The organism is Bacillus salipaludis (genome assembly GCF_004358205.1).
Genome location: NZ_SMYO01000002.1, coordinates 160,237 through 185,236, shown reverse-complemented (window position 1 = coordinate 185,236; position 25,000 = coordinate 160,237). Strand labels below are relative to the sequence as shown.

Here is a 25,000-nt window from a genome sequence, read left to right as displayed (position 1 = left end):
ATCATTTATCTCCCGAGAAAAAATGGCGAATCGAAACAAGCATGGCATAGGTTCCCGCTGCTAATCCGATTAACAATCCGATAATTAAGAAAATTGGCTCGGTACCCCACTGATGGTCCAACCATCTTCCTGCAAAAATACCAATGAGAATGGAACCTACTAACTGGGAGACAATTGCGGACATTAAAGCCATAGCTTGAAATGGATTGCGGTTGTTTTTACGCATCATTATCGCATCCTCACCATAAGAGAATGTGAACCGGGCTTTATGGCAAATCACCAAGGAAATTAACACTTTCTTGAATGTGAAAACCTTATCATTTACACCCTTTGTAAGCATACAATAGGCAATATGTAAAGTCAATGAGTTTCCACGAAATATTCACTTGCAATTTTCAGCTTTTCACGATATATTAGGATACTAAAAATTATCAGAAAATTTAATATATACCTATACTCTTCCCCTTAGAAATTTTTTTGAAAAAACTTACCTAGGAGGACACACAGTTAGTTAATACGGCCAAGTTTTAAAAAGGTTTCACTTTCTTTTTAAAAATTTACTGCTGCCGTTTTTCGATTTTTAACATCGTTTCAATGAAATCCTCTTTACCGGCCTTTTTCGCAAAAACTTTGGCAAGGTATACCCCGTCCTCCGGAAGATTCTCATTTTCAATTTTCTTTTGAATCAATCCTTTTTTGACATTTTCAATGGAATCTAAAAAACCGACAAAGCGATAATCACCGGGATCGAACAAGGCAATGCCGAACTCCTCGGCTCCCCCCGGAAGGTAAACCTCATATAAGTACTGCCCCGGAGCATCACCTTCCCCAAAGGAAAATCCCATTACCCTCGGGTAATTTGGTTCTTCGAGTACATAGATATATGGAATATGGATGAGGGTGGATCCCGCCTGAAGCTTGATGTAACCATCATGAATTTTATTTTTAATGCTTTGCGGGTCGACCCTCAGTTCAATTGCAACATCCTTGGTTTCCTTAGGTGCCAAGGTAAACGAAAGCGGAATTTTCCACGATAGTCCCTCTGTTCGCTCTGGAACATCAAAGGAATATCTCTTTGTTGCATTGCTTGTATTTTCAACGTGTAAAAGGGTTTTATGAACATCCCGCTGTTCTGTAAATTTACCAAAGTGAATCGAGCTCGGTGTCACAAGCGATTCCGTTTTTACCGCCTCGGGCACTTGAATCCTCCCTGCTCCCTGCTCGTAAGTCCGATACGGAGTATTTGCATTTTTAAACAGTGTCTTGGCTGTATTCATCAAGGAAGCTTTTATTTGCTGCGGCGTCCAGTCTGGGTGGGCCTGTTTGATTAAGGCACAGGCACCGGCGACATGCGGTGCTGCCATACTTGTGCCCTGTAACGAAAGATAGCCGCCCGGTACGGTTGAGTTAATCGCAACCCCGGGAGCCACGATATCTGGTTTTACCTCCCATGTTCCGGTTACTGGACCTCGAGAACTAAACTCTGCCATCCGGTCCTTTTCTTCTTTTTGGATAATCCGCATTGTGATAGACGTTTCTTTTAATAACTGCTCCCCGTCATGCTTTGAAATGGACCCGACGGGAAGCGGTAGCAACGTTTCTAAATTTCCGATAAAATTTCCGCTCATATTATTGTAGATGAGTACAGCCTTGGCCCCCGCCTTTTGGGCGTTTTTAGCCTTTTCAGTAAAGGTTAAGCGGCCGCGCTTAATGAGAACGATTTTGCCCGCAACATTTTTCAAGTCTTCCTTCTTGCCAATTCCACCATCGACGATTGTATACGAGCGGTCCAACTCCCATTTTTCCGAACCTTCCATTGGCTGAATTCGGATTTTTTTCCGCGTTCCTTCTATTAATAAGGACGGTATTTTCATGGTGGGTGTCGAGGCCCCGACGGAGATTGCTTTTGATGCCGTTCCGGGTGAACCGACTGTCCAAATATTCGGGCCGGCATTGCCATTTGCCGCCACCGCGACAATTCCTTTGTCGACGGCGCGGTTGAGCGCGAGGCTAATCGGCAGATCCGGACCGTTGACATCATTTCCAAGGGAAAGATTCATGATATCGACCTTATCCTTAATGGCTTGATCGATCGCAGCAATAACTTGCTCCGTCGTTCCGCCCCCTCCTGGTCCGAGTGCCCGATAAGCAATAATCTTCGCCTCTGGGGCAACACCGCGGATTTTACCATTAGCGGCGATGATTCCCGCAACATGTGTACCGTGAATGGTCGCTTTGCCAATAGCACGGGTTTCCATAGGATCCTTGTCGTTATCAACAAGGTCGTGTCCACCGCCATAGTTGCGCCGAAGGTCGGGATGGGTGTAATCCACACCGGTATCGATGACCGCGACAGTGATTCCTTTGCCAGTGAGGCGTTGATTTTTCGGTGAAAATAATCCGCGTACCTCTTCCCCTCCAATGATTTTGACGCTCTCCTCAGTCTGGGCCTGGTAACTGGTTACGGGAGACACGTTTAGAATTTTAACGTTTTCTGCTAGTTTTGTGATGGCCGCGCGGTTGCCCTCAATGGAAAATCCTGTGATGGCTTCCGTAAAAATACGGCGCAGTTTGATGTCCTTGTATGATGTGAGGAACTGTTTGATTTGTTCTTTAGTTTGTGGTTGTTTTGTAACGACGATGGCGACGGTTTGCTGATTTGGGATCGGCGGTGTGATCAGTTTCCTTGTTTGGGATTGGATTGGTGCGGGTATGGTGATGGATGTAATTAGAATAATGGCTAGAATAAGTTTCTTCATTTTGCTGATTTCCCCTTTTTTCATAGGGTTTTCTTTGGGTGAAGGAAATATGCAGGAGGATTTTTTGGGGAGGGGATATCTGTGGTGGAGTTTACCCTCCACTTTTACCAAAATACCTTCCGCTACCCATTTCCCCAATAAAAAAAGAGACCTTTTTCAAAAAAAGATCTCTCAAAAAATTATTTCGTTCCAAACAACCGATCTCCAGCATCGCCTAGTCCTGGTACGATATAGCCGTGGTCATTCAGCTTTTCATCTAACGCTGCAATATAGATATCAACATCCGGGTGAGCCGTTTTCACCGCTTCGACTCCCTCTGGTGCCGCAATCAAACACATAAACTTGATATGTTTCGCGCCGCGCTTCTTCAACGAGTTGATTGCTTCATTGGCTGAACCGCCAGTTGCCAGCATTGGATCAACGACGATGAAATCACGTTCTTCCACATCACTTGGAAGTTTTGCATAGTATTCAACTGGCTTAAGTGTTTCCGGATCACGGTAAAGACCGATATGGCCTACCTTTGCTGCCGGAATTAATTTCAAAATCCCATCAACCATTCCAATCCCTGCGCGCAGAATCGGAACAAGACCGATTTTCTTCCCGGAAAGAACCTTTGATTGGGCCGGACAAACCGGCGTTTCAATCGTAATATCTTCAAGCGGCATATCCCTCGTGATCTCAAAAGCCATAAGTGTTGCCACTTCGTCTACCAATTCCCTGAACTCTTTCGTTCCTGTGTTTTTATCACGTATGTATGTAAGCTTATGCTGAATGAGTGGGTGGTCGAAGACGTAAACCTTTGCCACAAAAATCGCCCCTTTTATAAAAAATTTAACATCAAACACTTCGTCTAATTTTACAGAAAAACATCCAAGAGGGCAAATAAAAATCGACCTTTTTTATAAAAAGGCCGATTCCCAAAAATCTTAATATTCAGGATATAAAACAAATTTGCTCGTTAACGCTTCAACGCGCTTGCTAGCTTCTTCAAGCTTCGCTTTGTCTTCATGGTTTTTCAAAGTAAACGCAATAATCGATGCAATTTCATCCATATCCTCTAAACCGAAGCCGCGGCTTGTAACAGCTGCAGTACCAATACGGACACCGCTTGTTACAAATGGGCTGTTTTGATCGTAAGGAATGGTATTTTTGTTAACGGTAATTCCTACTTCATCAAGGACATGCTCAGCCACTTTACCAGTTAAGCCAAGAGTCGTTACATCCACTAATAATAAGTGGTTGTCCGTTCCGCCGGAAACAAGCTTTAAGCCTTCTTTTTGCAGACCTTCAGCAAGACGTTTTGCGTTCGCAATAATGTTTCCTGCATACTCTTTAAAGCTGTCCTGCAATGCTTCGCCAAAAGCAACCGCTTTTGCAGCAATCACATGCATTAATGGACCGCCCTGGATTCCAGGGAAAATGGACTTATCAATCTTTTTCGCAAACTCTTCACGGCAAAGAATCATCCCGCCGCGTGGGCCTCTTAAGGTTTTATGCGTAGTAGTCGTAACAAAATCTGCATATGGAACAGGATTTTGGTGAAGACCTGCCGCAACAAGACCTGCAATATGAGCCATATCCACCATTAAATAGGCGCCCACTTCATCAGCGATTTCACGGAATTTTTTAAAGTCAATTTCGCGAGGATATGCGCTGGCACCCGCAACAATCAATTTCGGCTTATGCTGGCGAGCTTTTTCTAAAACATCCTCATAATTGATGCGGTGTGTTTCTTCATCTACACCGTACTCAACGAAATTATATTGAACACCACTGAAGTTTACCGGACTTCCGTGTGTTAAGTGACCGCCGTGTGAAAGGTTCATCCCTAGAACGGTATCGCCTTGCTCAAGAATTGTGAAGTAAACAGCCATGTTTGCTTGTGCACCGGAGTGTGGCTGTACGTTCGCATGCTCTGCACCGAAGATTGCTTTCGCACGGTCACGCGCTAAATCTTCTACGATATCAACATATTCGCAGCCGCCATAATAGCGTTTTGCTGGATATCCTTCGGCATATTTATTAGTTAAAACAGACCCCTGTGCTTCCATAACCGCTTCGCTTACAAAGTTTTCTGATGCAATTAATTCAATCTTCGCGCGCTGACGTCCTAATTCCTGTTGAATTGCCTGAAATACCTGCTCGTCCTGCTGTGATAAGTGCTTCATAAAGATCCCCCTTTATTGGTTAAAATCCGCTATTCAGTTAAAATCAACCTCATTTTAACATAGTTTTTTGGTTATCGAAAAAGAAAGAATATTTGAATTTTTGGAATTGCTTTCATGAAAAAATGCTTATTAGCTACAGCTCAAATTCTCACTTTTACGCTCGTATACGGCTCTTTCCCCACCAATGAGTTTTGGCCGTGTCCGTGCAAGCGTTACGTGGGCATGTCCCACCATTTTTTGCTTCACGCGAACGGGTACAGCGACATGTTTTAAATGCATGCCGATAAAGGTTTGGCCGATATCAATTCCCGCATCCGCCTTGATAAATTCCACGACGACTGCATCCGTCATTTTTTCAAATGCGTACGTTGCCATTGCCCCACCTGCTTTTCGTACGGGCACAACCGAAACCTCGTCCAATTTCCGTTCGTTCGCTGTTGCCCTTTCGATCACCAATGCACGGTTTAAATGCTCGCAGCATTGGAAGGCCAAACGAATTCCAGTCTTCTCCTGAAATTGTTTTAACTGGCGAAAAATCATTTCCGCGACCTCTAACGTACCGGATGTGCCGATTTTTTCGCCCATGACCTCGCTTGTACTGCAGCCGACCACCAAGAGCTGACCCGGTTTTAAGTCGGCCTGGTCGTTAAACTCTGACAGTATCGCTTCTAATTCCTGTTCCCACTTCTTTATCATGATTTTCGCCCCTTATTTTGGGATATTAAAGATGCTTATTTTCAATTTCAGTAATTTTGTTGACACGATTGGCATGTCGGCCACCTTCAAACTCGCCTGTCAGCCAAATTTGCGCGATATCTCTCGCAAGACCGGGGCCAATCACGCGCTCTCCCATTGTTAAAATATTGCTGTCATTATGGGCACGTGTTGCCTTTGCACTGAATGTATCATGAACAATTGCCGCACGAATTCCTTTTACTTTGTTTGCCGCAATGCACATGCCAATGCCGGTGCCGCAAATCAAAATGCCGCGGTCAAACTCGCCGTTTGCTACTTTTTCCGCAACCGGCAGGGCATAGTCGGGATAATCGACGGATGTTTCGCAGTCACAGCCAAAGTCCTGATATTCGATGCCCAATTCATCTAGTAAATGAGCGATTTCCTTGCGAATATTCACGCCGCCATGATCTGATGCCAATGCTACCTTCATAAAAATACCCCCAGATTTAAATTTACTCTGCCTACATTTTGACATACCCGGAGAAAAAGATAAAGTTTCTTACCATCACAAAAAAGGCCCTCCAATTAAGATGGAGAGCCAGCCTTACGTATGCTTCGTTATTTTTTCAATAACGATATCAATTAATTTTTCAAGCTCCTGAAATGTTTCGCGATAAATAGAGACGTTCCCGCCATAGGGATCACTTACATCTTGAAAGACGGTTTCTCCGGTATATTCCTTAAGGGTAAAAAGCTTCGCCGCCGATTCCGGATAATAATTCAAAATCGCGCCCTTATGGGAACCGGTCATCGTTAAAATCAGATCCGCCCAGCCCACTTCTTCTCCCGTCAGCATACTGGATTGATGATTATGTACAATTTGATTTTCCTCCAACACCTGCTTGGCGTGTGCCGAAGCTTCATTGCCGTCCACCGCAAAAACCCCTGCTGAGCGAACCTCAATGCCTTCGAGGTTTTTATTTTTCAAAATTGCTTCCGCCATTGGACTCCTACATGTATTTCCCGTACAAACAAATAAGATGCGCCGCATGTTACTTGCCCCCTTTCTTTCTAGTATTTTAACAAATTACTGCCATCATCACCAAAAAAGTGGAAGCAGTTTTACCCCGAAAGCTAGCAGGATCGTACCGCCAAGCGCCTCGCTATAGGGGCCTATCCAGCCTTGTACCTTTCTGCCGAGCAAGAGACCCGCCCATGCTTGCAAGGTTGCTACAATCCCAAAGCATATAATAACCATAATGGTTTTGGCACCATATATTCCGAGAGTAAGGCCAAGGGAAAAACTATCGAGGCTCACACTGAGGGCAAAAACAATTAAACCAAACCCAACTGGGGTCATCACTTTTTCATCGCCTTTTTTGAAGCTGCCCCAGATCATTTGCACTCCTAAAATGATGAGCAGCAGACCGCCGATTAGGGACGCAAAGGTACCGAATTTTGCCGATAAAAATTTTCCGGCCAGGATTCCTACGAGCGGCATCCATACATGAAAAAGTCCGATGGTCAGACCGATTTTAAAAATTTGCCGTCGTCTGAGGTTGTACATCCCCATGCCGAGGCCAACAGAAAAGGCATCCATACCTAGCGCGAGTGCCATTATTACGAGTGTAAGGATTTCTCCAATCATTGCTGACATTCTTTCTCCGCCCCCTTGGACTTGCTATTTCAACATATGCACGTCCACTGCCGTTTAGAAGTCAGACCTGAGAAATTGGGGAATTAGATTTATTGTCCACTTGGGCCTTTTTATTTGCCACTTTTATGAGTTATTTTCCATTCATGTTATTTTCATTTAAAAGCAGGGCCTTGAACCTTGGCACCGATACTTTTGTATCTGGTATTCTATTATTTACCACTTTCGTCACTTTATTTACCACTTCCACCCATATATCAGCCTTCCCAGCAACCAAAAAAAGCACCCAGTCCCCCCAGGTGCTCCCCCAAAAACAATTATTCCGAAATAACCTTATTCCCCGCAGCCTTCTCCAGCCGGTTCATAATTGCCAGACCAACTCCGCCCCTCGGGAACATTTCACTAAAAATTACATCGACCTTTTCTAAATTAAATCGCCGCAATGTATCATAAAGCTCCGTTGCAACCGTTTCGAGCTCAGCCCTTTGTCCACAAGCAATGACAACATCCGCCGAAAATTCACTCTTATTCTCCTCCGTTGTCAGCACGCCGACACGCAAACCCTCACGCAGTTTTTCATCCACAAGCTCCTGAAGAAACGACCGGCTCCCATCGATTAAATAAAGCGGAGCATTCGGGGCGTAATGACGGTATTTCATCCCAGGCGATTTCGGCTTCAATCCACCTTCGCCGGCACCACTCTCAAGCGCCGGATCCATCCGAACCTCCCCAATCACTTCCTCAAGCTGCTCCTTTGTCACACCACCTGGCCGCAAAATAACTGGAACCGCTTCCGTACAATCCACAACGGTCGACTCGACACCAACACCGGTCGGACCCGCGTCCAGCACCCCGGCAATTTTCCCTTGCAAATCCTCAATCACATGCTCAGCATGAGTCGGACTTGGCTTTCCTGAACTATTCGCACTTGGTGCCGCAATCGGCAGACCGCACGCCTTTAGCAGCGAGAGGGCGACCGGATGGTCCGGCATCCTCACTCCAACCGAGTCAAGACCCGCAGTTGCTTTTTCCGAAAGCACGCCTTGCTTCTTTTTAAATATAATCGTCAATGGACCTGGCCAAAATGCCTCCATCAACCGCTCTGCCGTTTCCGGTATTTCCGCCACAAATCGACACAACTGCTCCCGATCCGCAATATGAATAATTAACGGGTTATCCCCAGGTCTGCCCTTTGCCGCAAAAATCTTCGCGACCGCCACGTCGCTCTCCGCATTCCCGCCAAGGCCGTAAACCGTTTCCGTCGGGAGCGCAACCACCTCATTTTCTCGTAAAAAATGTGCTGCATCCACAATATGTGGATTATTTTCTAAGATATCCACATAGTTATCCACTTTCCAAACTTTTGTGTTCATAGTTATCCACCTTTATATAAAAACAAAACTTCTATCGAAATTTGCCGAATCTAGGCACCTAGACTCATATTTTTCACATTATACGTTTGCAAGTATAAAAGAAGGTGTGGAAAAATACAAGTTTTGTCCACAAATTGTGTATAACTTAGTGGAAATCGTGGATAACTTTGCCCAAATATCCACATCTACAATAAAAATTTCAGAAAAATCGAGTTATCCACATTTAAAATATGTCGAATATGCTCAGACCCGTTCATTTCAGACGGTAATTCCGCACGTTCAATCTCTTGAAATCCTAGTAAATTGAAAAATGGCAGGGCCGCCCGCTTATTCGTCGCCAAAAATAAACTTTCCATCCCCTTCTCCTTCGCAAGCTTCATCATTTGTTCCACAAGAATAAAGATTTCTTTTTCCGCCTGCCCTGGGGTGACCACCAATGAGCGAAGCAGGCCAAAGCCTTCAAACGCCTCGATTCCAAGCGTGCCCTTTAATTGTCCTTCCACATCCTCTAGCAGCAAAAAGTATTCAATCGTTTCGTCTGTTAGTCCGTCGGTCCCAAGGTTTGCCTTGATCAAGAACTCTCTTAATTTCCCCAAATCCTGCTTATTTGCCGTGCGAATCAATGCCTGCATCGTGTTCCACCCCATTTTTATAAATTCTATTCTATGAATATGAGAAAATAGGAAAAGTAGAACAATGAACTCTATTATTTTTAAAACAAGGCTATGTTAAACTTATCTGTTGATTTCCGTTCCAGGCACAAGCGGTTCACAGGCGTGCCGGGGAGCCTCCTCGCCGCTTCGCTCCTGTGGGGTCTTTTCCCCTGCCCCGTACTCCCGCAGGACACTGAATTGCTTCCTTGAATCCACCCACGCACGAAGAAAATGCGTTAGCATTTTCGAGGAGTCTCCGTGCCTTCCACTCCACTTAACAGGGTTAAAAAATCAACAATGTCCTTTAACACAGACTAAAACAAAAAAGAACCCTTCCCATTGAAAGAGTTCTTAGTCAAAAAGCTTTTTCCACAATTCTACTACGAAAAATTTCACTTGAACAGGATCCTCGTCTTTAGAGGTATAAACAGGCGCTTGAGCTGTCTGTTCGGATTTGCTTACATCCACGGACTTTTCCACAGTATTTTTATCAGTGGTTTCAGCCTTTTGCTCTACACCACTAGTAGCCGGTGCAGATTTCTCCTTAACATCACTAGTAACTGCAGTAGGATTTTCTTCAGTATTATTAGTCGTTGTAGTAGACTTTTCCTCAACCTCGCTAGTTCGTGTTACAGGATTTTGCTCAACCTTACTATCTGTTTCTACATGCTTTTTCTCAACTTTACTAGTAGAGGTCACAAATCTTCGCTCAGAATCCGTCGATTCTTGCTCTTCGTCACTCCCTGCCGCCACAGCCTTTTGCTCTTCTCCTTGGTCTTCCACTTTTTCACTAGTTTTCTCCGAATCCCTCTGAACTTCCGACTCCGATTTTACCTTTTCATCAAACCCATCGCTCACCGCAACCCCATTTGAAAAATCAAGAAAGCATAATGGCGGATATAGCACACACCACCAGTTTGCACCTTTTCCTTCACCAAGCGTGATTAAAATCGCTTGATACTCACCTGCAGGATATAAAAACTCGCCATATAACTTCGTTGGAAACTGAACCTTACCGAACTCGACATGCACTGCTTGCTTCGAACCTTTAGCCGCAACCGTTTTTTCCGCAATGTCCTGAATTTCCGGGAGCTTTGACTTAATTACCGATCTTGCTTTATTAATCGAAGTTAAATCCTTCACCCAAACGGTAATTTTCGCATTCACCGCATCCCTTACTTCACGCTTCAACTGCTGGTCAGCCGGCACATCACTGTTTGCTAGAATCCTTAAGCGGATCGCTTCCCCCGGAATCACCACTGACTCCTTCGCAATCGCTTCATTTTTCGGTATATATAAACTTAATATCGTCCCAAACGATAAAATTAGAAGATACGCCCAAATCAATGTTTTACTATGCATTCTTAGCACCGTCCCTTCGATATCCTCATTGTGGACAGAAACTAAGAATCTTAAACTAGTAATTTTTAATATTTTTAAAAGAAAAGCGGAAGCGCCTCGTTCAGCTCCGACAAGCACAAGACAAGCCGGCCGAAAGGTTGATCTTTAACCTTTTGGACGGATTGGCTTGTGACCTAGAGGGGCTAGGCGCTGGAGCTGGACAATTCTCAAAGTTGAAAAAACGCCCCTACACCCCGAAGCCAATTTCCGCAAACACCATCCGGTCCTTACCGTTTATATCATTCACAATCTCCACTTTTACGTCTTTAAAGGCTTTTTGAAAAAGCTCCGCTACCGCTTCGCCCTGACCGGCCCCAATTTCAAAGCCAACGAGCGCGACCGGCGCTAGTACACGAGGCAGCTCTTCCATAAAGCGGCGGTAAAAATCCAAGCCGTCCTCACCAGCAAACAACGCCCGGTGCGGCTCATGCTCCGTTACCACTTCAGACATTGTTATTATATCGCCAGTAGGAATATAAGGCGGATTGGAAATTACGACATCAAGCTCTTCTTGAAAAGGCTGAAGCAGGTCTCCTAGATAAAATTTGACGTCCGCCCCAAGCAGCCGGGCATTTTCTTTTGCCACCTTCAGTGAATCCTCGGCAATATCGGAGGCGGAAACATTTAATGTTGGGTCCTCAAGTTTTAGCGAAATCGCAATCGCGCCGCTCCCAGTCCCAATATCCGCAAGTTTTTTCGTGTCTTTCGGAAGCCTTTTTACTCTTTTCAATGTTTCATAAACAAGTTCTTCCGTTTCCGGCCGCGGAATCAGCACTGCTTCATTCACGATAAACGTTCGGCCGTAAAATTCCTCTGAGCCGATGATATATTGAATTGGAGTTCCTTTCACATGCTCATGCACTGCTTTTTCAAATTGGTCCCAAACGGTTGGGTCCAAATCCTCTCTGACATTCGCAAATAGATGTGCCCGCGACATTCCGGTGAAATGGCGGAGGAGAAGTTCCCCTGAGTTCTCATCTCGGTTAGATTTTTTTAAAAAAGAAGAAGCCCATTGAAGAGCTTCGTAAATTTTTTTACTCATTTGCGGCATTTTCCAATCTTCTTGCTTGGTCATCTAAAACCAAAGCATCAATAATTTCCTCAAGCTTGCCTTCAATGATTTGATCAAGTTTTTGAATCGTTAAACCGATTCGGTGGTCCGTCACGCGATTTTGCGGATAGTTGTAAGTTCGAATCCGCTCTGAACGGTCACCGGTACCAACCGCAGATTTCCTCGCCTGGTCAAGCTCCGCCTGAGCTTCCTGCTGGAACTTGTCATATACACGTGCCCTTAAGATCTTCATGGCTTTATCCTTGTTCTTATGCTGGGATCTTTCGTCCTGACTGGTTGCGACGATACCAGTCGGAATATGGGTTAAACGAACCGCTGACATGGTCGTGTTAACGCTCTGTCCACCGGCACCGCTTGATGCGAAAGTATCAAAGCGGATATCCTTATCGTTGATCTCGATATCAAACTCTTCTGCTTCCGGCAGCGTAGCAACGGTTGCAGTAGAGGTATGGATGCGGCCGCCTGACTCAGTTTCCGGAACGCGCTGCACACGGTGGGCACCATTTTCATATTTTAGTTTGGAATAGGCACCTGTCCCGGTAATCATAAAGATAATTTCTTTATAGCCGCCGAGGCCGGTTTCGTTGGCATCAATTACCTCTGTTTTCCAGCCCTGTGATTCAGCATAACGGCTGTACATTCGATATAATGTACCTGCAAACAACGCTGCCTCATCCCCGCCCGCAGCACCGCGGACTTCCATGATCACGTTTTTGTCATCGTTCGGATCTTTTGGAATGAGAAGAATTTTAAGCCGTTCTTCCAATTCTTCGATTTGCGCTTCAAGTTCATGAACCTCTTCTTTTACCATTTCGCGCATTTCAGCATCTAGTTTATCCTCAAGCATGGCTTTCGCATCTTGAAGCTGTTCCTTCGCTTCTTTATATTGACGATAAGTTTGTACAGTTTCTTGTATATCAGATTGTTCTTTTGAATAATCACGCAGTTTTTTTGAATCATTAATAATTTCCGGATCGCTTAAAAGTTCGTTCAACCTTTCGTAGCGATCTTCAACAGATTGAAGACGATCAAACACAGTTACTTCACCTCAAATTTTAGTCCATAACATTCTAATTATAGTATAGGTGAAATGCATGCGTCAAAACCAAATATTACGGGAAAAATTTTAATAAAAAAACATGCCCTAAAAATCAGAGCATGTTATCTGCGGTCTTCCTGTACTCGAACCTCAATATTGTAGCGTGGCAAGGCTTGGACTAGTTTCTTATGAAGGCGCGCTTCCGCATCCTCTCGCTGCTGATCATTCAGCATGCCGTTTTTATAAACATTCACCCACATTCGGTCACCATTAATCCAAACCGAATCCGTTCTGAATTCATGCGTATCCCGAATGACCTTTTTCGCCTTCCTCACATCAATCCCAGTATCCTGCCCTCCCCCGGTACCACGGGTGCTCGTACCTTCCAGGTTAAGAAAATTGGGATTCTGATTCTGAACATCCTGGCCAACAAGAGGTTTCTTATACTTATTAGACATCTCATTTGGGGCACTGCGATCCTTGCGCAAATCATAATTCGCAGCATCATTCTTCCCCTGACAACCACCGGCAAAAAGCATGGTAAGCAATAATGAAGGAACAATAAACTTTCTCAATGTTTACACCTCCATTACTATCATTCCCATGCCCTCACTAACTTCTCAAGAGAATTCTTTCCATTTGACAAAATTCGGGTGGTGCCTGGCACCACCCGAATTTTGTCAAAACAAATATTTACATTTTTGAAGCTGCTTCTTCCTGTTCACGATAGGCGTTTTTTGGGACTTCGTGGTGGTGACGGCAGCGTGGTTCGTAGGCCTCGGATGCACCGACCAGGATAATGGGGTCGTGGTAGGATGCAGGCCGGCCGTCGATTAGGCGCTGGGTTCGGCTTGATGGGGAACCGCAGACGGTGCAGACGGCTTGGAGTTTTGTGACGTGTTCAGCGATGGAGAGGATGGCTGGTACTTGTCCAAAGGGTTCGCCGCGGAAATCCATGTCAAGGCCAGCGACAATTACACGGTGGCCGCTGTCGGCTAGCTGCTGAACAATGCGAACAATTCCTTCATCAAAAAATTGAACTTCGTCGATCGCAATAATATCGATGTCTGACTCGATATGGTGCAGAATTTCAATGGAGTGGGAAATGGGCTTCGCAATAAAAGAAGAGCCATTATGGGAGACTACAGATTGCTCACTGTAGCGATTATCAATTTTTGGTTTAAACACAGCTATTTTTTGCTTGGCAAATTGAGCGCGTCTTACGCGACGGATCAATTCCTCTGATTTTCCAGAAAACATACTGCCACAGATAACCTCAACCCATCCGCTTTGTTTCATTACATACATAAAACGGCCTCTCCTTCCTAAAAGCAAAACCTAATAAAAATCTATATTTTTTCAATAAAAAACAGGCAAGTAAAATTTCTCTTGCCTGTTTTGGGCGTTCATAATTACTGTTGTTGTGACTTAAGGCCGTATTTTTTGTTGAAACGGTCAACACGTCCACCAGCTTCAGCGAATTTTTGACGACCAGTGTAGAATGGATGACATTCAGAACAAGTTTCAACACGGATCTCATTTTTAACTGAACCAGTTTCAAATGTGTTACCGCATGCACAAGTCACCTTAACTGTTTTATAATTCGGATGAATTCCTGCTTTCATTTTTTTCAGCTCCTTCCGCCCTGAATCTTTCGAAACAGAGTTATCATAAGTGCTTGTCTTAAACAGGCACTGAAATACTTAAAACACACTGTACCCATTATAACAACGAGCGTTTACTTTTGCAAGCAAGGATTTTTTGGAAAAACTGTAGTTAACTTCCGCTCCAGGCGCAAGCGGTTCGTGGGCGGTCTGGGGAGCCTCCTCGTCGCTTACGCTCCTGCGGGGTCTCCCCTGTTCCGTACTCCCACAGGAGTCTTCGCGCCTTCCGCTCCAATCAACTGTGTTAAAAATCATACTGTCTTTTGAAAATCGCCCTACGAACGGCGGGACTTCATTTCCTCGCCCAGCTGCGCAAAGAACTCCTCGTTTGATTTTGTTTGTCTTAGTTTTTTCAAGAAGCGCTCGGCAAAATCTGGTGAATCAGACATCGATTTACGAATCGCCCATAATTTATCCAAATGATCTTTTGGAAGAATAAGCTCTTCTTTCCGTGTTCCAGAACGACGGATATCGAGTGCAGGGAAAATCCGGCGCTCAGCAAGTGAACGATCAAGGTGCAGCTCCATATTACCGGTACCTTTAAATTCTTCATAAATAACATCATCCATACGTGATCCAGTATCTACCAATGCTGTAGCCAAAATCGTTAAACTTCCGCCCTCTTCAATATTACGAGCGGCACCGAAGAAACGCTTTGGACGGTGGAAAGCAGCCGGGTCAATACCTCCGGATAACGTTCTTCCGCTTGGCGGAATCACCAGGTTGTAAGCACGAGCCAGACGAGTAATACTATCCATCAAAATCACGACATCACGTTTGTGTTCAACAAGGCGCATCGCGCGGTCTAACACAAGCTCGGCCACTTTAATATGGTTTTCCGGCACTTCATCAAAGGTTGAGCTGACAACATCTCCGGCAACTGAACGTTCAATGTCGGTAACCTCTTCCGGGCGTTCATCAATGAGCAAGACAATTAATTCCACATCCGGATGGTTCGTTGTGATACTGTTAGCGATTTCTTTTAACAGCATTGTTTTACCAGCCTTTGGCGGAGCAACAATCAAGCCCCTTTGACCAAAACCGACGGGTGCAACTAAATCCATGATTCTTGTTGAAAGGGATTTTGGGGTAGTTTCAAGCTTCATCTGTCTATTTGGATACAGAGGTGTTAACGCTGGAAAATAAACGCGTTCCTTCGCGGATTCCGGGTCTTCCCCATTTACAGCTTCTACATGTAATAACCCGTAATAACGTTCATTTTCTTTAGGAGGACGAACCTTACCTGAAACCTTATCACCATTCCGAAGATCGAAGCGGCGGATTTGCGATGCAGAAATATAGATATCCTCGGAACTCGGCGAATAATTAATCGGCCGGAGGAATCCAAATCCTTCTGACTGGATAATTTCCAGAACGCCTTCCATGAAAAAATAACCCTGCTGTTCGGCACGAGCTTTTAGGATGGCAAAAATTAATTCTTTTTTCGTTAATTTGCTGTAATAGGTCACTTTATATTCGCGCGCAAGCTCATAAAGCTCCTTCAGCTTCATGTTTTCTAAACTTGATATTGTTAAGTCCATTTGTACACCACTCTATTTGATTTTTTCGTCCGCAGGTTATATTAATATTAATAAAATCGGCGGGGAATTGTTATGATTTTCTTCACACCAATTTGAGTTATATGTGATTGGAGGATGAGAAAGTAAATGAAGAAATGAATAGAATTGTAGAAAGTTTTGTGTCTAAAACAATTTCTATTGTACCCCCTTTGCGAAAAATTAATCAACTATTATTTAGGAATTGGAAAATTTTAGAGAGGAGGAGTTTTTAGAAAAGAGACTAGACCTTTGCGGGTCCAGCCTCCCTATCATTTTTATTTAATGACTAAATTCGGTTTCTTTTTCAAGCTGTGACGGCCGTCGATGAATCTGACTGTTCCTGATTTCGCCCGCATGACAACGGAATGAGTAGAACCATGAGATCCTTTAAATTGAACACCGCGCAATAATTCTCCGTCCGTTACACCGGTCGCAGCAAAAATCGCGTCATCGCCCTTCACAAGGTCCTCCATGCGAAGAACTTTGTTGACATCAAGCCCCATTTTTATACAGCGTTCGATTTCAGCGTCGCTTTGCGGCACTAATTTTCCCATTAACTCGCCGCCAAGGCATTTTAGGGCAACAGCGGAGATTACCCCTTCAGGTGCGCCACCGGAACCAAATAGGATGTCCACGCCGGTATTATCGAAAGCTGTATTGATTGCTCCCGCAACATCACCGTCATTAATCAATTTGATTCTTGCACCGGCTTCACGAAGTTGTTGAATAATATGTTCGTGGCGGGGACGATTTAAAACCGTTGCAACCACGTCTTCAATATCTTTATTTTTCGCTTTAGCAACTGCCTTTAAATTGTCCAGAACAGATGCATTGATATCGACAAGACCAACTGCTTCCGGTCCTACCGCAATTTTCTCCATGTACATATCCGGTGCATGAAGAAGGTTACCATGGTCAGCAACCGCAAGAACGGCAAGGGCGTTCCAACCGCCTGATGCTAAAATATTGGTTCCTTCAAGCGGATCGACTGCGATATCCACACGGGGTCCATAACCATTTCCAAGTTTTTCACCGATATAAAGCATCGGTGCCTCGTCCATTTCCCCTTCCCCAATAACGACGGTTCCCTTCATTGGAACGGTGTCAAACACGTCACGCATTGCTGTTGTTGCAGCACCGTCTGCTTCGTCTTTTTTTCCGCGGCCCATCCATCTAGCGGAAGCAAGTGCTGCTGCTTCTGTTACACGGACAAGTTCCATTGATAAACTTCTTTCCATCAGTTCCATCCCCCAATTCTCTCACCCGAGAGCTGCCTAAGTTGTGTACTAGTACTGTAAGTTTCTTGTTCCAATGGCCGAAAAAACTATTTTTTAAAAATCATGTATTCTTATGGTGTTCTAATTCTTCCTTCGTTAACGCTTCACGCCAAACCGTAGCGCCCAAGCCGTTTAATTTTTCGACAAGTTCACTGTAGCCGCGGTCGATATGCTCGAGCCCAGTTACCTCAGTAATTCCTTCCGCCATCAGACCAGCGATGAAAAGGGCTGCCCCTGCTCTCAAGTCGCTTGCTTTCACCTTCGCCCCCTGAAGCTGAACAGGACCGTTGATGATTGCCGAACGCCCTTCTACTTTAATATTGGCGTTCATTCTTCTTAACTCATCAATATGTTTAAAACGGGCACCATAAATGGTATCCGTTACAACGCTCGAACCTGTGGCCCTTGTTAATAGCGTAGTAAACGGCTGCTGCAAATCGGTTGGAAATCCAGGATAGACGAGGGTTTTAATATCCACCGTCTTTAGATTAGAAGCACCCGAGACAAACACTTGATCATCACCGGATTCGATTTCAACACCCATTTCTCGAAGCTTGGCAATCAATGATTCTAAATGCTGCGGAATCACATTATCAATGAGAACCCCGTCGCCAGCCGCGGCAGCTAAAATCATATAAGTCCCCGCCTCAATCCGGTCAGGAATAATCGTATGACGGCAACCGTGAAGACTGTCAACACCGTCAATCCGAATCACATCGGTTCCAGCACCCTTAATTTTCGCCCCCATATTGGTTAAAAGAGTTGCAACATCAATAATCTCCGGCTCTTTTGCCGCATTCTCAATGATGGTCCGCCCTTTTGCGCGAACGGCTGCAAGCATGATATTAATCGTTGCGCCGACACTGACGACATCAAGATAAATCCGTGCACCGCGGAGCTCGTCCGCCCGTAAATAAATGGCGCCTTGTTCATTCGTGATACTAGCACCTAATGCTTCGAACCCTTTAATATGCTGATCAATCGGGCGCGGGCCTAGATGGCAGCCTCCTGGAAGCCCAATAACTGCCTTTTTAAAGCGGCCCAGCATCGCACCCATCAAATAATAGGATGCACGAAGCTTTTTAACCTTCCCGTTTGGCAGTGGCATCGAGATCATTTTCGATGGATCGATGGTCATTTCATCCTCAGACAGCTCAACCTTTCCGCCAATTTCTTCGAGCAAGTCTTTAAGAATGTCTACATCCGAAATATGCGGCAATCCTTCAATGGTTACTGGTGATTCCGCCAAAATCGTCGCTGGAATAAGGGCAACAGCGCTGTTTTTGGCTCCACTAATCCTTACGGTACCACGAAGTGGGTAACCGCCCGCAATCTTTAGCTTTTCCATTTTCGACTCCCTTCTAAGCCTTTCTCACGTCCTACACATGGGTCGACATATTTTAATTAATGCCAATAACGGCTTTAGGTAATTTTTTCCAATAACAATAAGCATATTTCGACAGCTTGTCTATCCTCTAGTTTACACGAAAATTCTATTTTCATGTATTAATATTAAAAAAAGTTACATCAAATTACTGGAAATTTTGCCGAATTACGCGTTAGAACGAGCATTCCAATCCTTTAAGAAGGCTTCAATTCCTTTATCTGTTAGTGGGTGGTGGAATAAGCCCATCAATACTTTATATGGAATTGTCGCAATATGTGCCCCTCTTAAAGCCGCTTCTGTCACATGAATTGGGTTGCGGATGGATGCTGCAATAATTTCGGTTTCAAGACCGTGTACAGCAAAGATTTCAGCAATCTGTGAAACTAGGTCTAGTCCCACTTGACCGATATCATCCAATCTTCCGAGGAATGGTGAAACATATGTAGCTCCTGCTCTAGCTGCTAGAAGTGCCTGATTAGCATTGAAAATCAATGTTACATTTGTCTTAATGCCTTCTTGTGAGAAAGCATGAACCGCTTTTAACCCATCAGGTGTCATTGGAACTTTAATTGTTACATTTGGTGCGATGGTTGCAAGTTCTTTCCCTTCACGAATCATCCCTTCTGCATCAAGGGCAATAACTTCTGCACTTACAGAACCAGGAACAAGGCTAGCAATTTCTCTAATCCGATCGGGAAATGAAATATTTCCTTCTTTTGCGACAAGTGTTGGATTTGTCGTAACACCTGAAAGTAAACCAAGCTCATGTACTTCACGGATTTCATCTAGATTTGCTGTATCAATAAAAAATTTCACAACGTTTCCCTCCAATTTTTCGATGAATTTCGGCAAAATTTTCAGTTTTTGTCGAACACACTGAAACCGCCCTCTTTAGGAAGGGCGGTTTCGCTTTCATTGACAATCGTACACTATTTCAATAGCCTATTTCAAGGGTATACAAGAATTAAGCTTTTTGAGAGGAACCAAATTCACGCATTTTGCCAATAACGGTTTCTTTAATGGCATCGCGTGCAGGTCCTAAGTATTTACGTGGGTCATATTCATTTGGTTTTGCAGCTAATACTTCGCGAACAACTTTCGCAGAAGCAATTTGGTTTTCTGTATTTACATTAATTTTCGCTGTTCCAAGCGAAATCGATCTTTGAATATCTTTTGTTGGAATTCCAGTACCACCATGAAGAACTAATGGCACACCTGTAAGGTTTCCGATTTCTTCCATTTCTTTAAATCCAAGGTTTGGTTCCCCTTTGTAAGGACCATGAACAGAACCTAAAGCAGGAGCAAGGCAATCAATACCAGTACGTTTCACTAATTCCACACACTCATTTGCATCCGCATAAATAATGCTGCCGGAAACATCATCTTCCTGACCGCCAACTGTTCCAAGTTCAGCTTCAACTGAAACACCTTTTGAATGAGCATACTCAACCACTTTAGTAGTCGTTGCGATGTTTTCTTCAAATGGATCATGAGAAGCGTCAATCATGACAGAAGTAAAGCCTGCATCGATTGCTTCTTTACATTTGTCAAAGCTAGAGCCGTGGTCAAGATGAATCGCAACAGGAACGGTAACATTGTAATCTTCCAATAGTCCTTCTACCATTTTTACAACAGTTTTGAACCCGCCGATATAACGTCCTGCACCCTCAGAAACACCAAGAATAACCGGTGATTTTTCTGCTTCAGCAGCTTGAAGAATAGCTTGAGTAAATTCTAAGTTATTAATGTTAAATTGCCCAACAGCATAGCCTTCTGCTTTTGCTTTTTTGAGCATTTCGGTCATAGAAACTAAAGGCATTTTTCTTCCTCCTTAATTTAGGCTGGTATCTTTTCGCAATAGACTTCCATATAAAGGTTTTCCCTCTATTTTAAGGATTATGTATGTTTCGAAAAGATTTGACTACCAGAAAAAGTTCATATGTATCATATCAAAAAGAAGGAGGAATTACCATCAATCTATCCCAATTTTTAAAACTGTCATAATGAAAGCGCAAACAATAGTAGTACAGTTTTTTCAGTATAATAATAGGCTTAATTCGCTTTTTGCGGCATGTGTTTCTTCACTGCAGCCCTGATGTCATCAATATCAAAGGGCTTCGCAAAATGAGTGATGGCCCCAAGATCCTTCGCTTCTTGAATCATGTCCAATTCACCATAAGCGGTCATGATGATGACGCGAATTTCCGGGTCAATCACTTTCATTCTTTTTAAAATTTCAATTCCGTCCATACCAGGGATTTTCATATCTAAGAGAACGAGATCTGGGTCATGCTTGTTTACAATATCAAGGGCCTGGATGCCATTCGCTGCCTGATAAGTTTGATACCCTTCCTTTTGGAATACCTCATTAAGTAAAATTCGAATTCCAAATTGATCGTCTACGATTAATATTTTCTCTTTCATAACTCCACCTCTTCCCGTTTGATGTGTTCCATTAAATACTATATATTAGTTCAATTCCATATATAATTCTACATTTATTTTGAAATTCCTGCTAATATCAATTGTTATTTTTGCATTTATGCAAAAAAGTCTATAATGAAAGTGCTAAAAGGAGGGTTTTTATGTTAAAAATGTTTACTACTCAATTAACGGGTTTGTTTAAAAAAATTGATGAAAAAGAAGAGTTTTCCTTTGAGGATGGGGCACGATTGCTGGCCCAGGCACCTGTTGGCGACGGAACCATCTATCTTGTCGGATTTCGCGAGATGAAGGCGGTAGAGTTTGAAGCCTTGGAGGGTGCGGAGCCGCTTAAGAGTGCCCAAGTACTGGGTAATTTGACTTCGGTAACCGATGCGGACCGCGTGTTAATTTTTACAAGAACTTCAGCAGATGAGGCGGCCATTACGCTTGCTGGAGTGCTTCAGGAAAAAGGAATTCCGTTTGTCGCGGTTTCAAGTGTGGGGGAGGAAGCGGGACCGCTTGTAGAACTAGCGGATGTTCATATTGATTTGGGGATGAAAAAGGCGCTGCTTCCCGATGAATTTGGCGGACGCTACGGATATCCGTCTTCGATGGCCGGATTGTTCGTCTATTATGGTTTGAAGTTTACGATTGATGAGATTTTAGGGGAATATGAGGAGTAGTTTTGGTCGGATTCTTTTAAAGTGGAAAGTATTTTGATGGAACCGGAGAGTATTTTTCCAAAAGCGGAAAGTATTATCGGAAAACTGGAAAGTAAACACAAATTCCTTTTCAAAAATAGTATTTTATTGAACGAAATCTAGTAAATCCATCTTTAATTAGGATAGAAAGTTACCTTCGCCAGGCTTTTGCCTGGCATTTTCATTGTATTTGTCCATAAAACAAGTGAAGTGGGAAGTATTTCATACAAACCGGAAAGTAAAAACCTCCAAATGGAAAGTACGTACCACAACCCTTCCCCCACAAAAAAGGACCACTCCCTACAACAAGGAATGGTCCAAAAAAACTTATTTCAACGTCGCACGAATAAAGTCGCGGAAAAGCGGCTGTGGACGAGTTGGTCTTGAAACAAACTCTGGGTGGAACTGGGATGCCACGAACCAAGGATGATCTTTCAGCTCGATAATCTCCACTAAACGGCCATCAGGGCTTGTTCCGGAGAACACAAGACCTGCCTCCTCCATCTCCTGACGATATTGATTATTAAACTCATAACGGTGACGGTGGCGCTCATAAATCACTTTCTCTTCATAAGCACTAGACGCCTTCGTATCCTCCACAAGACGTGCCGGATACAAACCAAGACGCAATGTACCGCCTAAATCCTCAACATCCTTCTGCTCAGGAAGTAAATCAATAATTGGATAATCAGTATCTGGAACAAACTCAGCAGAATGTGCACCCTTATGTCCAAGAACATTACGGGCAAATTCAACTGTTGCCAGCTGCATACCTAAACAAATTCCAAGGAACGGCTTCTTATTTTCACGTGCATAGCGGGTCGCTTCGATTTTCCCTTCAATACCGCGGTCACCAAAGCCGCCAGGAACAAGAACACCATCAACATCACTCAATAACTCAGCAACATTCTCAGCTGTCACATCTTCAGAATTAATCCACTTAATTTCTACATCTGCATCAAACGCATAACCGGCATGGCGCATCGCTTCGACAACGGAAATATACGCATCTTGAAGCTCCACATATTTTCCGACGAGGCCAATTCGAGTCTTGCTTGATAAGTGAAGAACCTTATCCACCAATGCATTCCACTCGGTCATATCCGGTTCCGAAGTCACCAATTTCAAGTGATCGCAGACAATTTGGTCCATGTTTTGTTCTTGAAGTGCGAGCGGTACAGAGTAAAGCGTGTCCGCATCACGGCACTCAATTACTGCTTTTGAATCAATATCACAGAACAAGGCAATTTTATCCTTCATATCCTGTGAAACCGGCATTTCCGTACGAACGACAATAATATTTGGCTGAATTCCAAGGCTGCGAAGTTCTTTTACACTGTGCTGTGTTGGCTTGGTTTTCATTTCACCAGCTGCTTTGATATACGGAATCAATGTACAGTGAACATAAAGAACATTGTCACGACCGACATCATTTTTAATTTGACGAATGGCTTCAAGGAATGGCAGTGATTCAATGTCACCAACTGTTCCGCCGATTTCGGTAATAACCACATCCGCACTCGTTTCGTTGCCAGCACGGAATACGCGGTCTTTAATTTCATTGGTAATATGCGGAATAACCTGAACCGTTCCGCCTAAATAATCGCCGCGGCGCTCTTTGCGCAGCACGCTGGAATAAATTTTTCCGGTCGTTACATTGCTATACTTGTTTAAGTTAATATCGATGAAACGCTCATAGTGGCCTAGGTCCAAATCTGTTTCCGCACCGTCATCCGTTACGAACACTTCACCATGCTGATACGGACTCATGGTTCCCGGGTCGACGTTGATGTACGGATCAAATTTTTGAATCGTTACGTTCAATCCACGATTTTTTAATAAACGTCCTAAAGATGCTGCAGTAATCCCTTTTCCAAGCGAGGATACTACGCCGCCTGTTACAAAAATATACTTTGTCATAAATGATTCCCCCTCATATTTACAGTTTGTACATTATCCAGATAGTTTAAGGCATTTTTCAAAAAAAATTCGCCTTACCCTAAGGTGATTGGTTGACGGGGAAGTGAAACTTTTTTACCCCTAAAAACAACAAAAAAGCGCTCCACTTACATAATGTAAGGGAGCGCATATCATCAAAAATTGAATCGTTCCTTTTTTAAGGAGCCCAAAAAAGATAATACAAGGGTGGCGATGAAAAGTCAAGACTATTTCAAGTCCTCAACCTCATCTGCTAATTCATCCTCATCTTCGTCCAGGTCCTCATCGAGTTCTTCATCGTCGAGTTCAAATTCCTCATCGTCCTCAATGACCTCTTCATCCTCATCAAGCTCATCGACGTCGTCAAGCTCATCAAAGACATCTTCATCTTCAAGAACTTCATCCTCATCGTCGGTATAATCGTCGAGATCATCGTATTCCTCTTCATCGATCTCATCGTAATCGTCAAGCTCATCCTCGTCGACAACTTTCTTCGCCTTTTTCTTCTTCGGTTTCACAACTGTAACAACTTCTTCTTCTTGCGTATCAACCGGATACCAAACGCGAAGTCCCCAGCGGTTTTCCCCTAACGATAGAAAACGGCCGTCAATATTAATATCAGTGTAAAATTGCGCAAGCTTTGACCGTATTTCCTCTTCCGAAATACCGGCAGCAGCTGAAATCTCTTTTACTAATTCATGAAATGAAATCGGCTGCTTGGTATTTTTTAAAAATTCAAAAGCCATTTCAATAAGGGAAAGCTCTTTTAATTCCTCTTTTGAGTATTGTGCTAAACTCAATATTGGCACTTCCTTTCTCTATTTAACACTCTAATAGAGTGAATAACGGGCATTTGTCCTTGTCTAGTTCCAGCGCCTAGGGGCTCTAGGTCATAAGCCAATCCGTCAAGAAGGTTAAAGAACAACCTTCTCGCCGGCTCGTCTTATGCTTGTCGCCCCTGAGCAAGGCGCTTCCACTTTTCTATCAAAATAACATATTCTTCATTATAAACAAATTCCTACCGTTTATGCTAGTTCTATCTGTTGTTTCGCTTGATTTTTTGCCTTTTCTGCCTCTCTGGATTCATTTCCTTATTCAATCGCAGCTTTTTCGTCTCTTTGACCGAGACCACCAGAAAAAAAATCGCCAGCAGCAGAAACGAAACCGCCCCTAGCTGGAGCTCATAGAGATAATATAAGGGCCAGGCAAAAACAAGTAGAATTCCAATCATATACGTCATCTTCATTTGT

General features: G+C 43.7%; 28 protein-coding genes. 1 reads left to right on the top strand and 27 read right to left on the bottom strand.

Features of this window, described 5'->3' with window-relative positions; all coding sequences use genetic code 11:
- Nucleotide 1 precedes the first annotated feature (1 nt).
- The 24 genes from E2K98_RS03640 to E2K98_RS03535 all read right to left on the bottom strand — a co-directional run bounded on the left by E2K98_RS03640 (nucleotide 2) and on the right by E2K98_RS03535 (nucleotide 21,111).
- A complete protein-coding gene (locus tag E2K98_RS03640; protein ID WP_133333221.1) occupies nucleotides 2–226 on the bottom strand; it encodes an AtpZ/AtpI family protein in 225 nt (74 codons plus the stop codon).
- Between the two features lie 331 nt (nucleotides 227–557).
- On the bottom strand, nucleotides 558–2,759 hold the full coding sequence (locus E2K98_RS03635; RefSeq protein ID WP_133332924.1) for a S8 family serine peptidase: 2,202 nt from the start codon (nucleotides 2,757–2,759) through the stop codon (nucleotides 558–560).
- A 179-nt stretch (nucleotides 2,760–2,938) separates the two neighbouring features.
- Nucleotides 2,939–3,568: a uracil phosphoribosyltransferase gene (gene upp / locus E2K98_RS03630; RefSeq protein WP_026572675.1), complete on the bottom strand. Its 630-nt coding sequence runs from the start codon at nucleotides 3,566–3,568 to the stop codon at nucleotides 2,939–2,941.
- 120 nt (nucleotides 3,569–3,688) lie between these two features.
- Complete coding sequence (gene glyA, locus E2K98_RS03625) at nucleotides 3,689–4,930, bottom strand: serine hydroxymethyltransferase (RefSeq protein WP_133332923.1); 1,242 nt, start codon at nucleotides 4,928–4,930, stop codon at nucleotides 3,689–3,691.
- A gap of 129 nt (nucleotides 4,931–5,059) precedes the next feature.
- On the bottom strand, nucleotides 5,060–5,626 hold the full coding sequence (locus tag E2K98_RS03620) for a TIGR01440 family protein (RefSeq protein ID WP_133332922.1): 567 nt from the start codon (nucleotides 5,624–5,626) through the stop codon (nucleotides 5,060–5,062).
- A 25-nt stretch (nucleotides 5,627–5,651) separates the two neighbouring features.
- A complete protein-coding gene (rpiB, locus tag E2K98_RS03615) occupies nucleotides 5,652–6,098 on the bottom strand; it encodes a ribose 5-phosphate isomerase B (protein WP_026572672.1) in 447 nt (148 codons plus the stop codon).
- Nucleotides 6,099–6,212: 114 nt separating this feature from the next.
- A complete protein-coding gene (locus E2K98_RS03610) occupies nucleotides 6,213–6,659 on the bottom strand; it encodes a low molecular weight protein arginine phosphatase (RefSeq protein WP_133332921.1) in 447 nt (148 codons plus the stop codon).
- A gap of 48 nt (nucleotides 6,660–6,707) precedes the next feature.
- Entirely contained in the window at nucleotides 6,708–7,265 is a 558-nt protein-coding gene (locus E2K98_RS03605; RefSeq protein WP_133332920.1) for a manganese efflux pump MntP, read from the bottom strand.
- 130 nt (nucleotides 7,266–7,395) lie between these two features.
- Complete coding sequence (locus E2K98_RS30740) at nucleotides 7,396–7,548, bottom strand: hypothetical protein (protein ID WP_165976160.1); 153 nt, start codon at nucleotides 7,546–7,548, stop codon at nucleotides 7,396–7,398.
- 31 nt (nucleotides 7,549–7,579) lie between these two features.
- Entirely contained in the window at nucleotides 7,580–8,635 is a 1,056-nt protein-coding gene (locus E2K98_RS03600) for an L-threonylcarbamoyladenylate synthase (protein WP_133332919.1), read from the bottom strand.
- Nucleotides 8,636–8,820: 185 nt separating this feature from the next.
- Nucleotides 8,821–9,267 (bottom strand): GNAT family N-acetyltransferase, encoded by a 447-nt coding sequence (locus E2K98_RS03595; RefSeq protein WP_133332918.1) that lies wholly within the window; start codon nucleotides 9,265–9,267, stop codon nucleotides 8,821–8,823.
- A gap of 102 nt (nucleotides 9,268–9,369) precedes the next feature.
- Nucleotides 9,370–9,531, bottom strand: coding sequence for a hypothetical protein (locus E2K98_RS30735; RefSeq protein ID WP_165976159.1), 162 nt, complete (start codon nucleotides 9,529–9,531; stop codon nucleotides 9,370–9,372).
- A gap of 108 nt (nucleotides 9,532–9,639) precedes the next feature.
- Complete coding sequence (spoIIR, locus tag E2K98_RS32200; RefSeq protein ID WP_133332917.1) at nucleotides 9,640–10,650, bottom strand: stage II sporulation protein R; 1,011 nt, start codon at nucleotides 10,648–10,650, stop codon at nucleotides 9,640–9,642.
- A gap of 226 nt (nucleotides 10,651–10,876) precedes the next feature.
- Nucleotides 10,877–11,731 (bottom strand): peptide chain release factor N(5)-glutamine methyltransferase, encoded by an 855-nt coding sequence (gene prmC, locus E2K98_RS03585; RefSeq protein WP_133332916.1) that lies wholly within the window; start codon nucleotides 11,729–11,731, stop codon nucleotides 10,877–10,879.
- Complete coding sequence (prfA, locus tag E2K98_RS03580) at nucleotides 11,724–12,797, bottom strand: peptide chain release factor 1 (RefSeq protein ID WP_133332915.1); 1,074 nt, start codon at nucleotides 12,795–12,797, stop codon at nucleotides 11,724–11,726. Before prfA ends, prmC begins: the two co-directional genes overlap by 8 nt.
- A 125-nt stretch (nucleotides 12,798–12,922) precedes the next feature.
- Nucleotides 12,923–13,375: a hypothetical protein gene (locus tag E2K98_RS03575; RefSeq protein WP_133332914.1), complete on the bottom strand. Its 453-nt coding sequence runs from the start codon at nucleotides 13,373–13,375 to the stop codon at nucleotides 12,923–12,925.
- A gap of 118 nt (nucleotides 13,376–13,493) precedes the next feature.
- Nucleotides 13,494–14,108, bottom strand: coding sequence for a thymidine kinase (locus tag E2K98_RS03570; protein WP_133332913.1), 615 nt, complete (start codon nucleotides 14,106–14,108; stop codon nucleotides 13,494–13,496).
- 104 nt (nucleotides 14,109–14,212) lie between these two features.
- Nucleotides 14,213–14,425 carry a 50S ribosomal protein L31 gene (gene rpmE, locus E2K98_RS03565; RefSeq protein ID WP_133332912.1) on the bottom strand — a complete coding sequence of 71 codons (213 nt, stop codon included), beginning with the start codon at nucleotides 14,423–14,425 and terminating at the stop codon, nucleotides 14,213–14,215.
- 314 nt (nucleotides 14,426–14,739) lie between these two features.
- Complete coding sequence (rho, locus tag E2K98_RS03560; protein ID WP_026572663.1) at nucleotides 14,740–16,005, bottom strand: transcription termination factor Rho; 1,266 nt, start codon at nucleotides 16,003–16,005, stop codon at nucleotides 14,740–14,742.
- 293 nt (nucleotides 16,006–16,298) lie between these two features.
- Nucleotides 16,299–17,261 (bottom strand): class II fructose-bisphosphatase, encoded by a 963-nt coding sequence (gene glpX, locus E2K98_RS03555; protein ID WP_026572662.1) that lies wholly within the window; start codon nucleotides 17,259–17,261, stop codon nucleotides 16,299–16,301.
- Nucleotides 17,262–17,361: 100 nt separating this feature from the next.
- Complete coding sequence (locus E2K98_RS03550; protein WP_133332911.1) at nucleotides 17,362–18,648, bottom strand: UDP-N-acetylglucosamine 1-carboxyvinyltransferase; 1,287 nt, start codon at nucleotides 18,646–18,648, stop codon at nucleotides 17,362–17,364.
- A gap of 204 nt (nucleotides 18,649–18,852) precedes the next feature.
- The gene (fsa, locus tag E2K98_RS03545) at nucleotides 18,853–19,503 is read right to left on the bottom strand and encodes a fructose-6-phosphate aldolase (protein WP_026572660.1); all 651 of its coding nucleotides are present in this window, start codon (nucleotides 19,501–19,503) and stop codon (nucleotides 18,853–18,855) included.
- 148 nt (nucleotides 19,504–19,651) lie between these two features.
- A complete protein-coding gene (locus E2K98_RS03540; protein WP_133332910.1) occupies nucleotides 19,652–20,506 on the bottom strand; it encodes a class II fructose-bisphosphate aldolase in 855 nt (284 codons plus the stop codon).
- 233 nt (nucleotides 20,507–20,739) lie between these two features.
- On the bottom strand, nucleotides 20,740–21,111 hold the full coding sequence (locus E2K98_RS03535) for a response regulator (protein ID WP_133332909.1): 372 nt from the start codon (nucleotides 21,109–21,111) through the stop codon (nucleotides 20,740–20,742).
- Nucleotides 21,112–21,272: 161 nt separating this feature from the next.
- On the opposite strand from E2K98_RS03535, the gene E2K98_RS03530 reads away from it, so the two are divergent.
- A complete protein-coding gene (locus E2K98_RS03530; RefSeq protein WP_133332908.1) occupies nucleotides 21,273–21,794 on the top strand; it encodes a DUF2529 domain-containing protein in 522 nt (173 codons plus the stop codon).
- A gap of 345 nt (nucleotides 21,795–22,139) precedes the next feature.
- Here E2K98_RS03530 and E2K98_RS03525 read toward each other — a convergent pair whose 3' ends face one another.
- From E2K98_RS03525 to E2K98_RS03515, 3 genes are all read right to left on the bottom strand, one after another.
- Nucleotides 22,140–23,732, bottom strand: coding sequence for a CTP synthase (locus E2K98_RS03525; RefSeq protein WP_133332907.1), 1,593 nt, complete (start codon nucleotides 23,730–23,732; stop codon nucleotides 22,140–22,142).
- A gap of 245 nt (nucleotides 23,733–23,977) precedes the next feature.
- Entirely contained in the window at nucleotides 23,978–24,550 is a 573-nt protein-coding gene (gene rpoE, locus E2K98_RS03520; protein WP_133332906.1) for a DNA-directed RNA polymerase subunit delta, read from the bottom strand.
- A 236-nt stretch (nucleotides 24,551–24,786) separates the two neighbouring features.
- Nucleotides 24,787–24,996, bottom strand: a complete 210-nt coding sequence (locus E2K98_RS03515; RefSeq protein ID WP_133332905.1) for a hypothetical protein — start codon at nucleotides 24,994–24,996, stop codon at nucleotides 24,787–24,789.
- Nucleotides 24,997–25,000: the final 4 nt, after the last annotated feature.

Coding starts and splice junctions, on each gene's coding strand:
- E2K98_RS03640 (WP_133333221.1), bottom strand. CDS start 226: ATGCGTAAAAACAACCGCAATCCATTTCAAGCTATGGCTTTAATGTCC.
- E2K98_RS03635 (WP_133332924.1), bottom strand. CDS start 2,759: ATGAAGAAACTTATTCTAGCCATTATTCTAATTACATCCATCACCATA.
- glyA (WP_133332923.1), bottom strand. CDS start 4,930: ATGAAGCACTTATCACAGCAGGACGAGCAGGTATTTCAGGCAATTCAA.
- E2K98_RS03620 (WP_133332922.1), bottom strand. CDS start 5,626: ATGATAAAGAAGTGGGAACAGGAATTAGAAGCGATACTGTCAGAGTTT.
- rpiB (WP_026572672.1), bottom strand. CDS start 6,098: ATGAAGGTAGCATTGGCATCAGATCATGGCGGCGTGAATATTCGCAAG.
- E2K98_RS03610 (WP_133332921.1), bottom strand. CDS start 6,659: ATGCGGCGCATCTTATTTGTTTGTACGGGAAATACATGTAGGAGTCCA.
- E2K98_RS03605 (WP_133332920.1), bottom strand. CDS start 7,265: ATGTCAGCAATGATTGGAGAAATCCTTACACTCGTAATAATGGCACTC.
- E2K98_RS03600 (WP_133332919.1), bottom strand. CDS start 8,635: ATGAACACAAAAGTTTGGAAAGTGGATAACTATGTGGATATCTTAGAA.
- E2K98_RS03595 (WP_133332918.1), bottom strand. CDS start 9,267: ATGCAGGCATTGATTCGCACGGCAAATAAGCAGGATTTGGGGAAATTA.
- E2K98_RS30735 (WP_165976159.1), bottom strand. CDS start 9,531: ATGCTAACGCATTTTCTTCGTGCGTGGGTGGATTCAAGGAAGCAATTC.
- spoIIR (WP_133332917.1), bottom strand. CDS start 10,650: ATGCATAGTAAAACATTGATTTGGGCGTATCTTCTAATTTTATCGTTT.
- prmC (WP_133332916.1), bottom strand. CDS start 11,731: ATGAGTAAAAAAATTTACGAAGCTCTTCAATGGGCTTCTTCTTTTTTA.
- E2K98_RS03570 (WP_133332913.1), bottom strand. CDS start 14,108: ATGTATGTAATGAAACAAAGCGGATGGGTTGAGGTTATCTGTGGCAGT.
- rpmE (WP_133332912.1), bottom strand. CDS start 14,425: ATGAAAGCAGGAATTCATCCGAATTATAAAACAGTTAAGGTGACTTGT.
- rho (WP_026572663.1), bottom strand. CDS start 16,005: ATGGACTTAACAATATCAAGTTTAGAAAACATGAAGCTGAAGGAGCTT.
- glpX (WP_026572662.1), bottom strand. CDS start 17,261: ATGGAAAGAAGTTTATCAATGGAACTTGTCCGTGTAACAGAAGCAGCA.
- E2K98_RS03550 (WP_133332911.1), bottom strand. CDS start 18,648: ATGGAAAAGCTAAAGATTGCGGGCGGTTACCCACTTCGTGGTACCGTA.
- E2K98_RS03540 (WP_133332910.1), bottom strand. CDS start 20,506: ATGCCTTTAGTTTCTATGACCGAAATGCTCAAAAAAGCAAAAGCAGAA.
- E2K98_RS03535 (WP_133332909.1), bottom strand. CDS start 21,111: ATGAAAGAGAAAATATTAATCGTAGACGATCAATTTGGAATTCGAATT.
- E2K98_RS03530 (WP_133332908.1), top strand. CDS start 21,273: ATGTTAAAAATGTTTACTACTCAATTAACGGGTTTGTTTAAAAAAATT.
- E2K98_RS03525 (WP_133332907.1), bottom strand. CDS start 23,732: ATGACAAAGTATATTTTTGTAACAGGCGGCGTAGTATCCTCGCTTGGA.
- E2K98_RS03515 (WP_133332905.1), bottom strand. CDS start 24,996: ATGAAGATGACGTATATGATTGGAATTCTACTTGTTTTTGCCTGGCCC.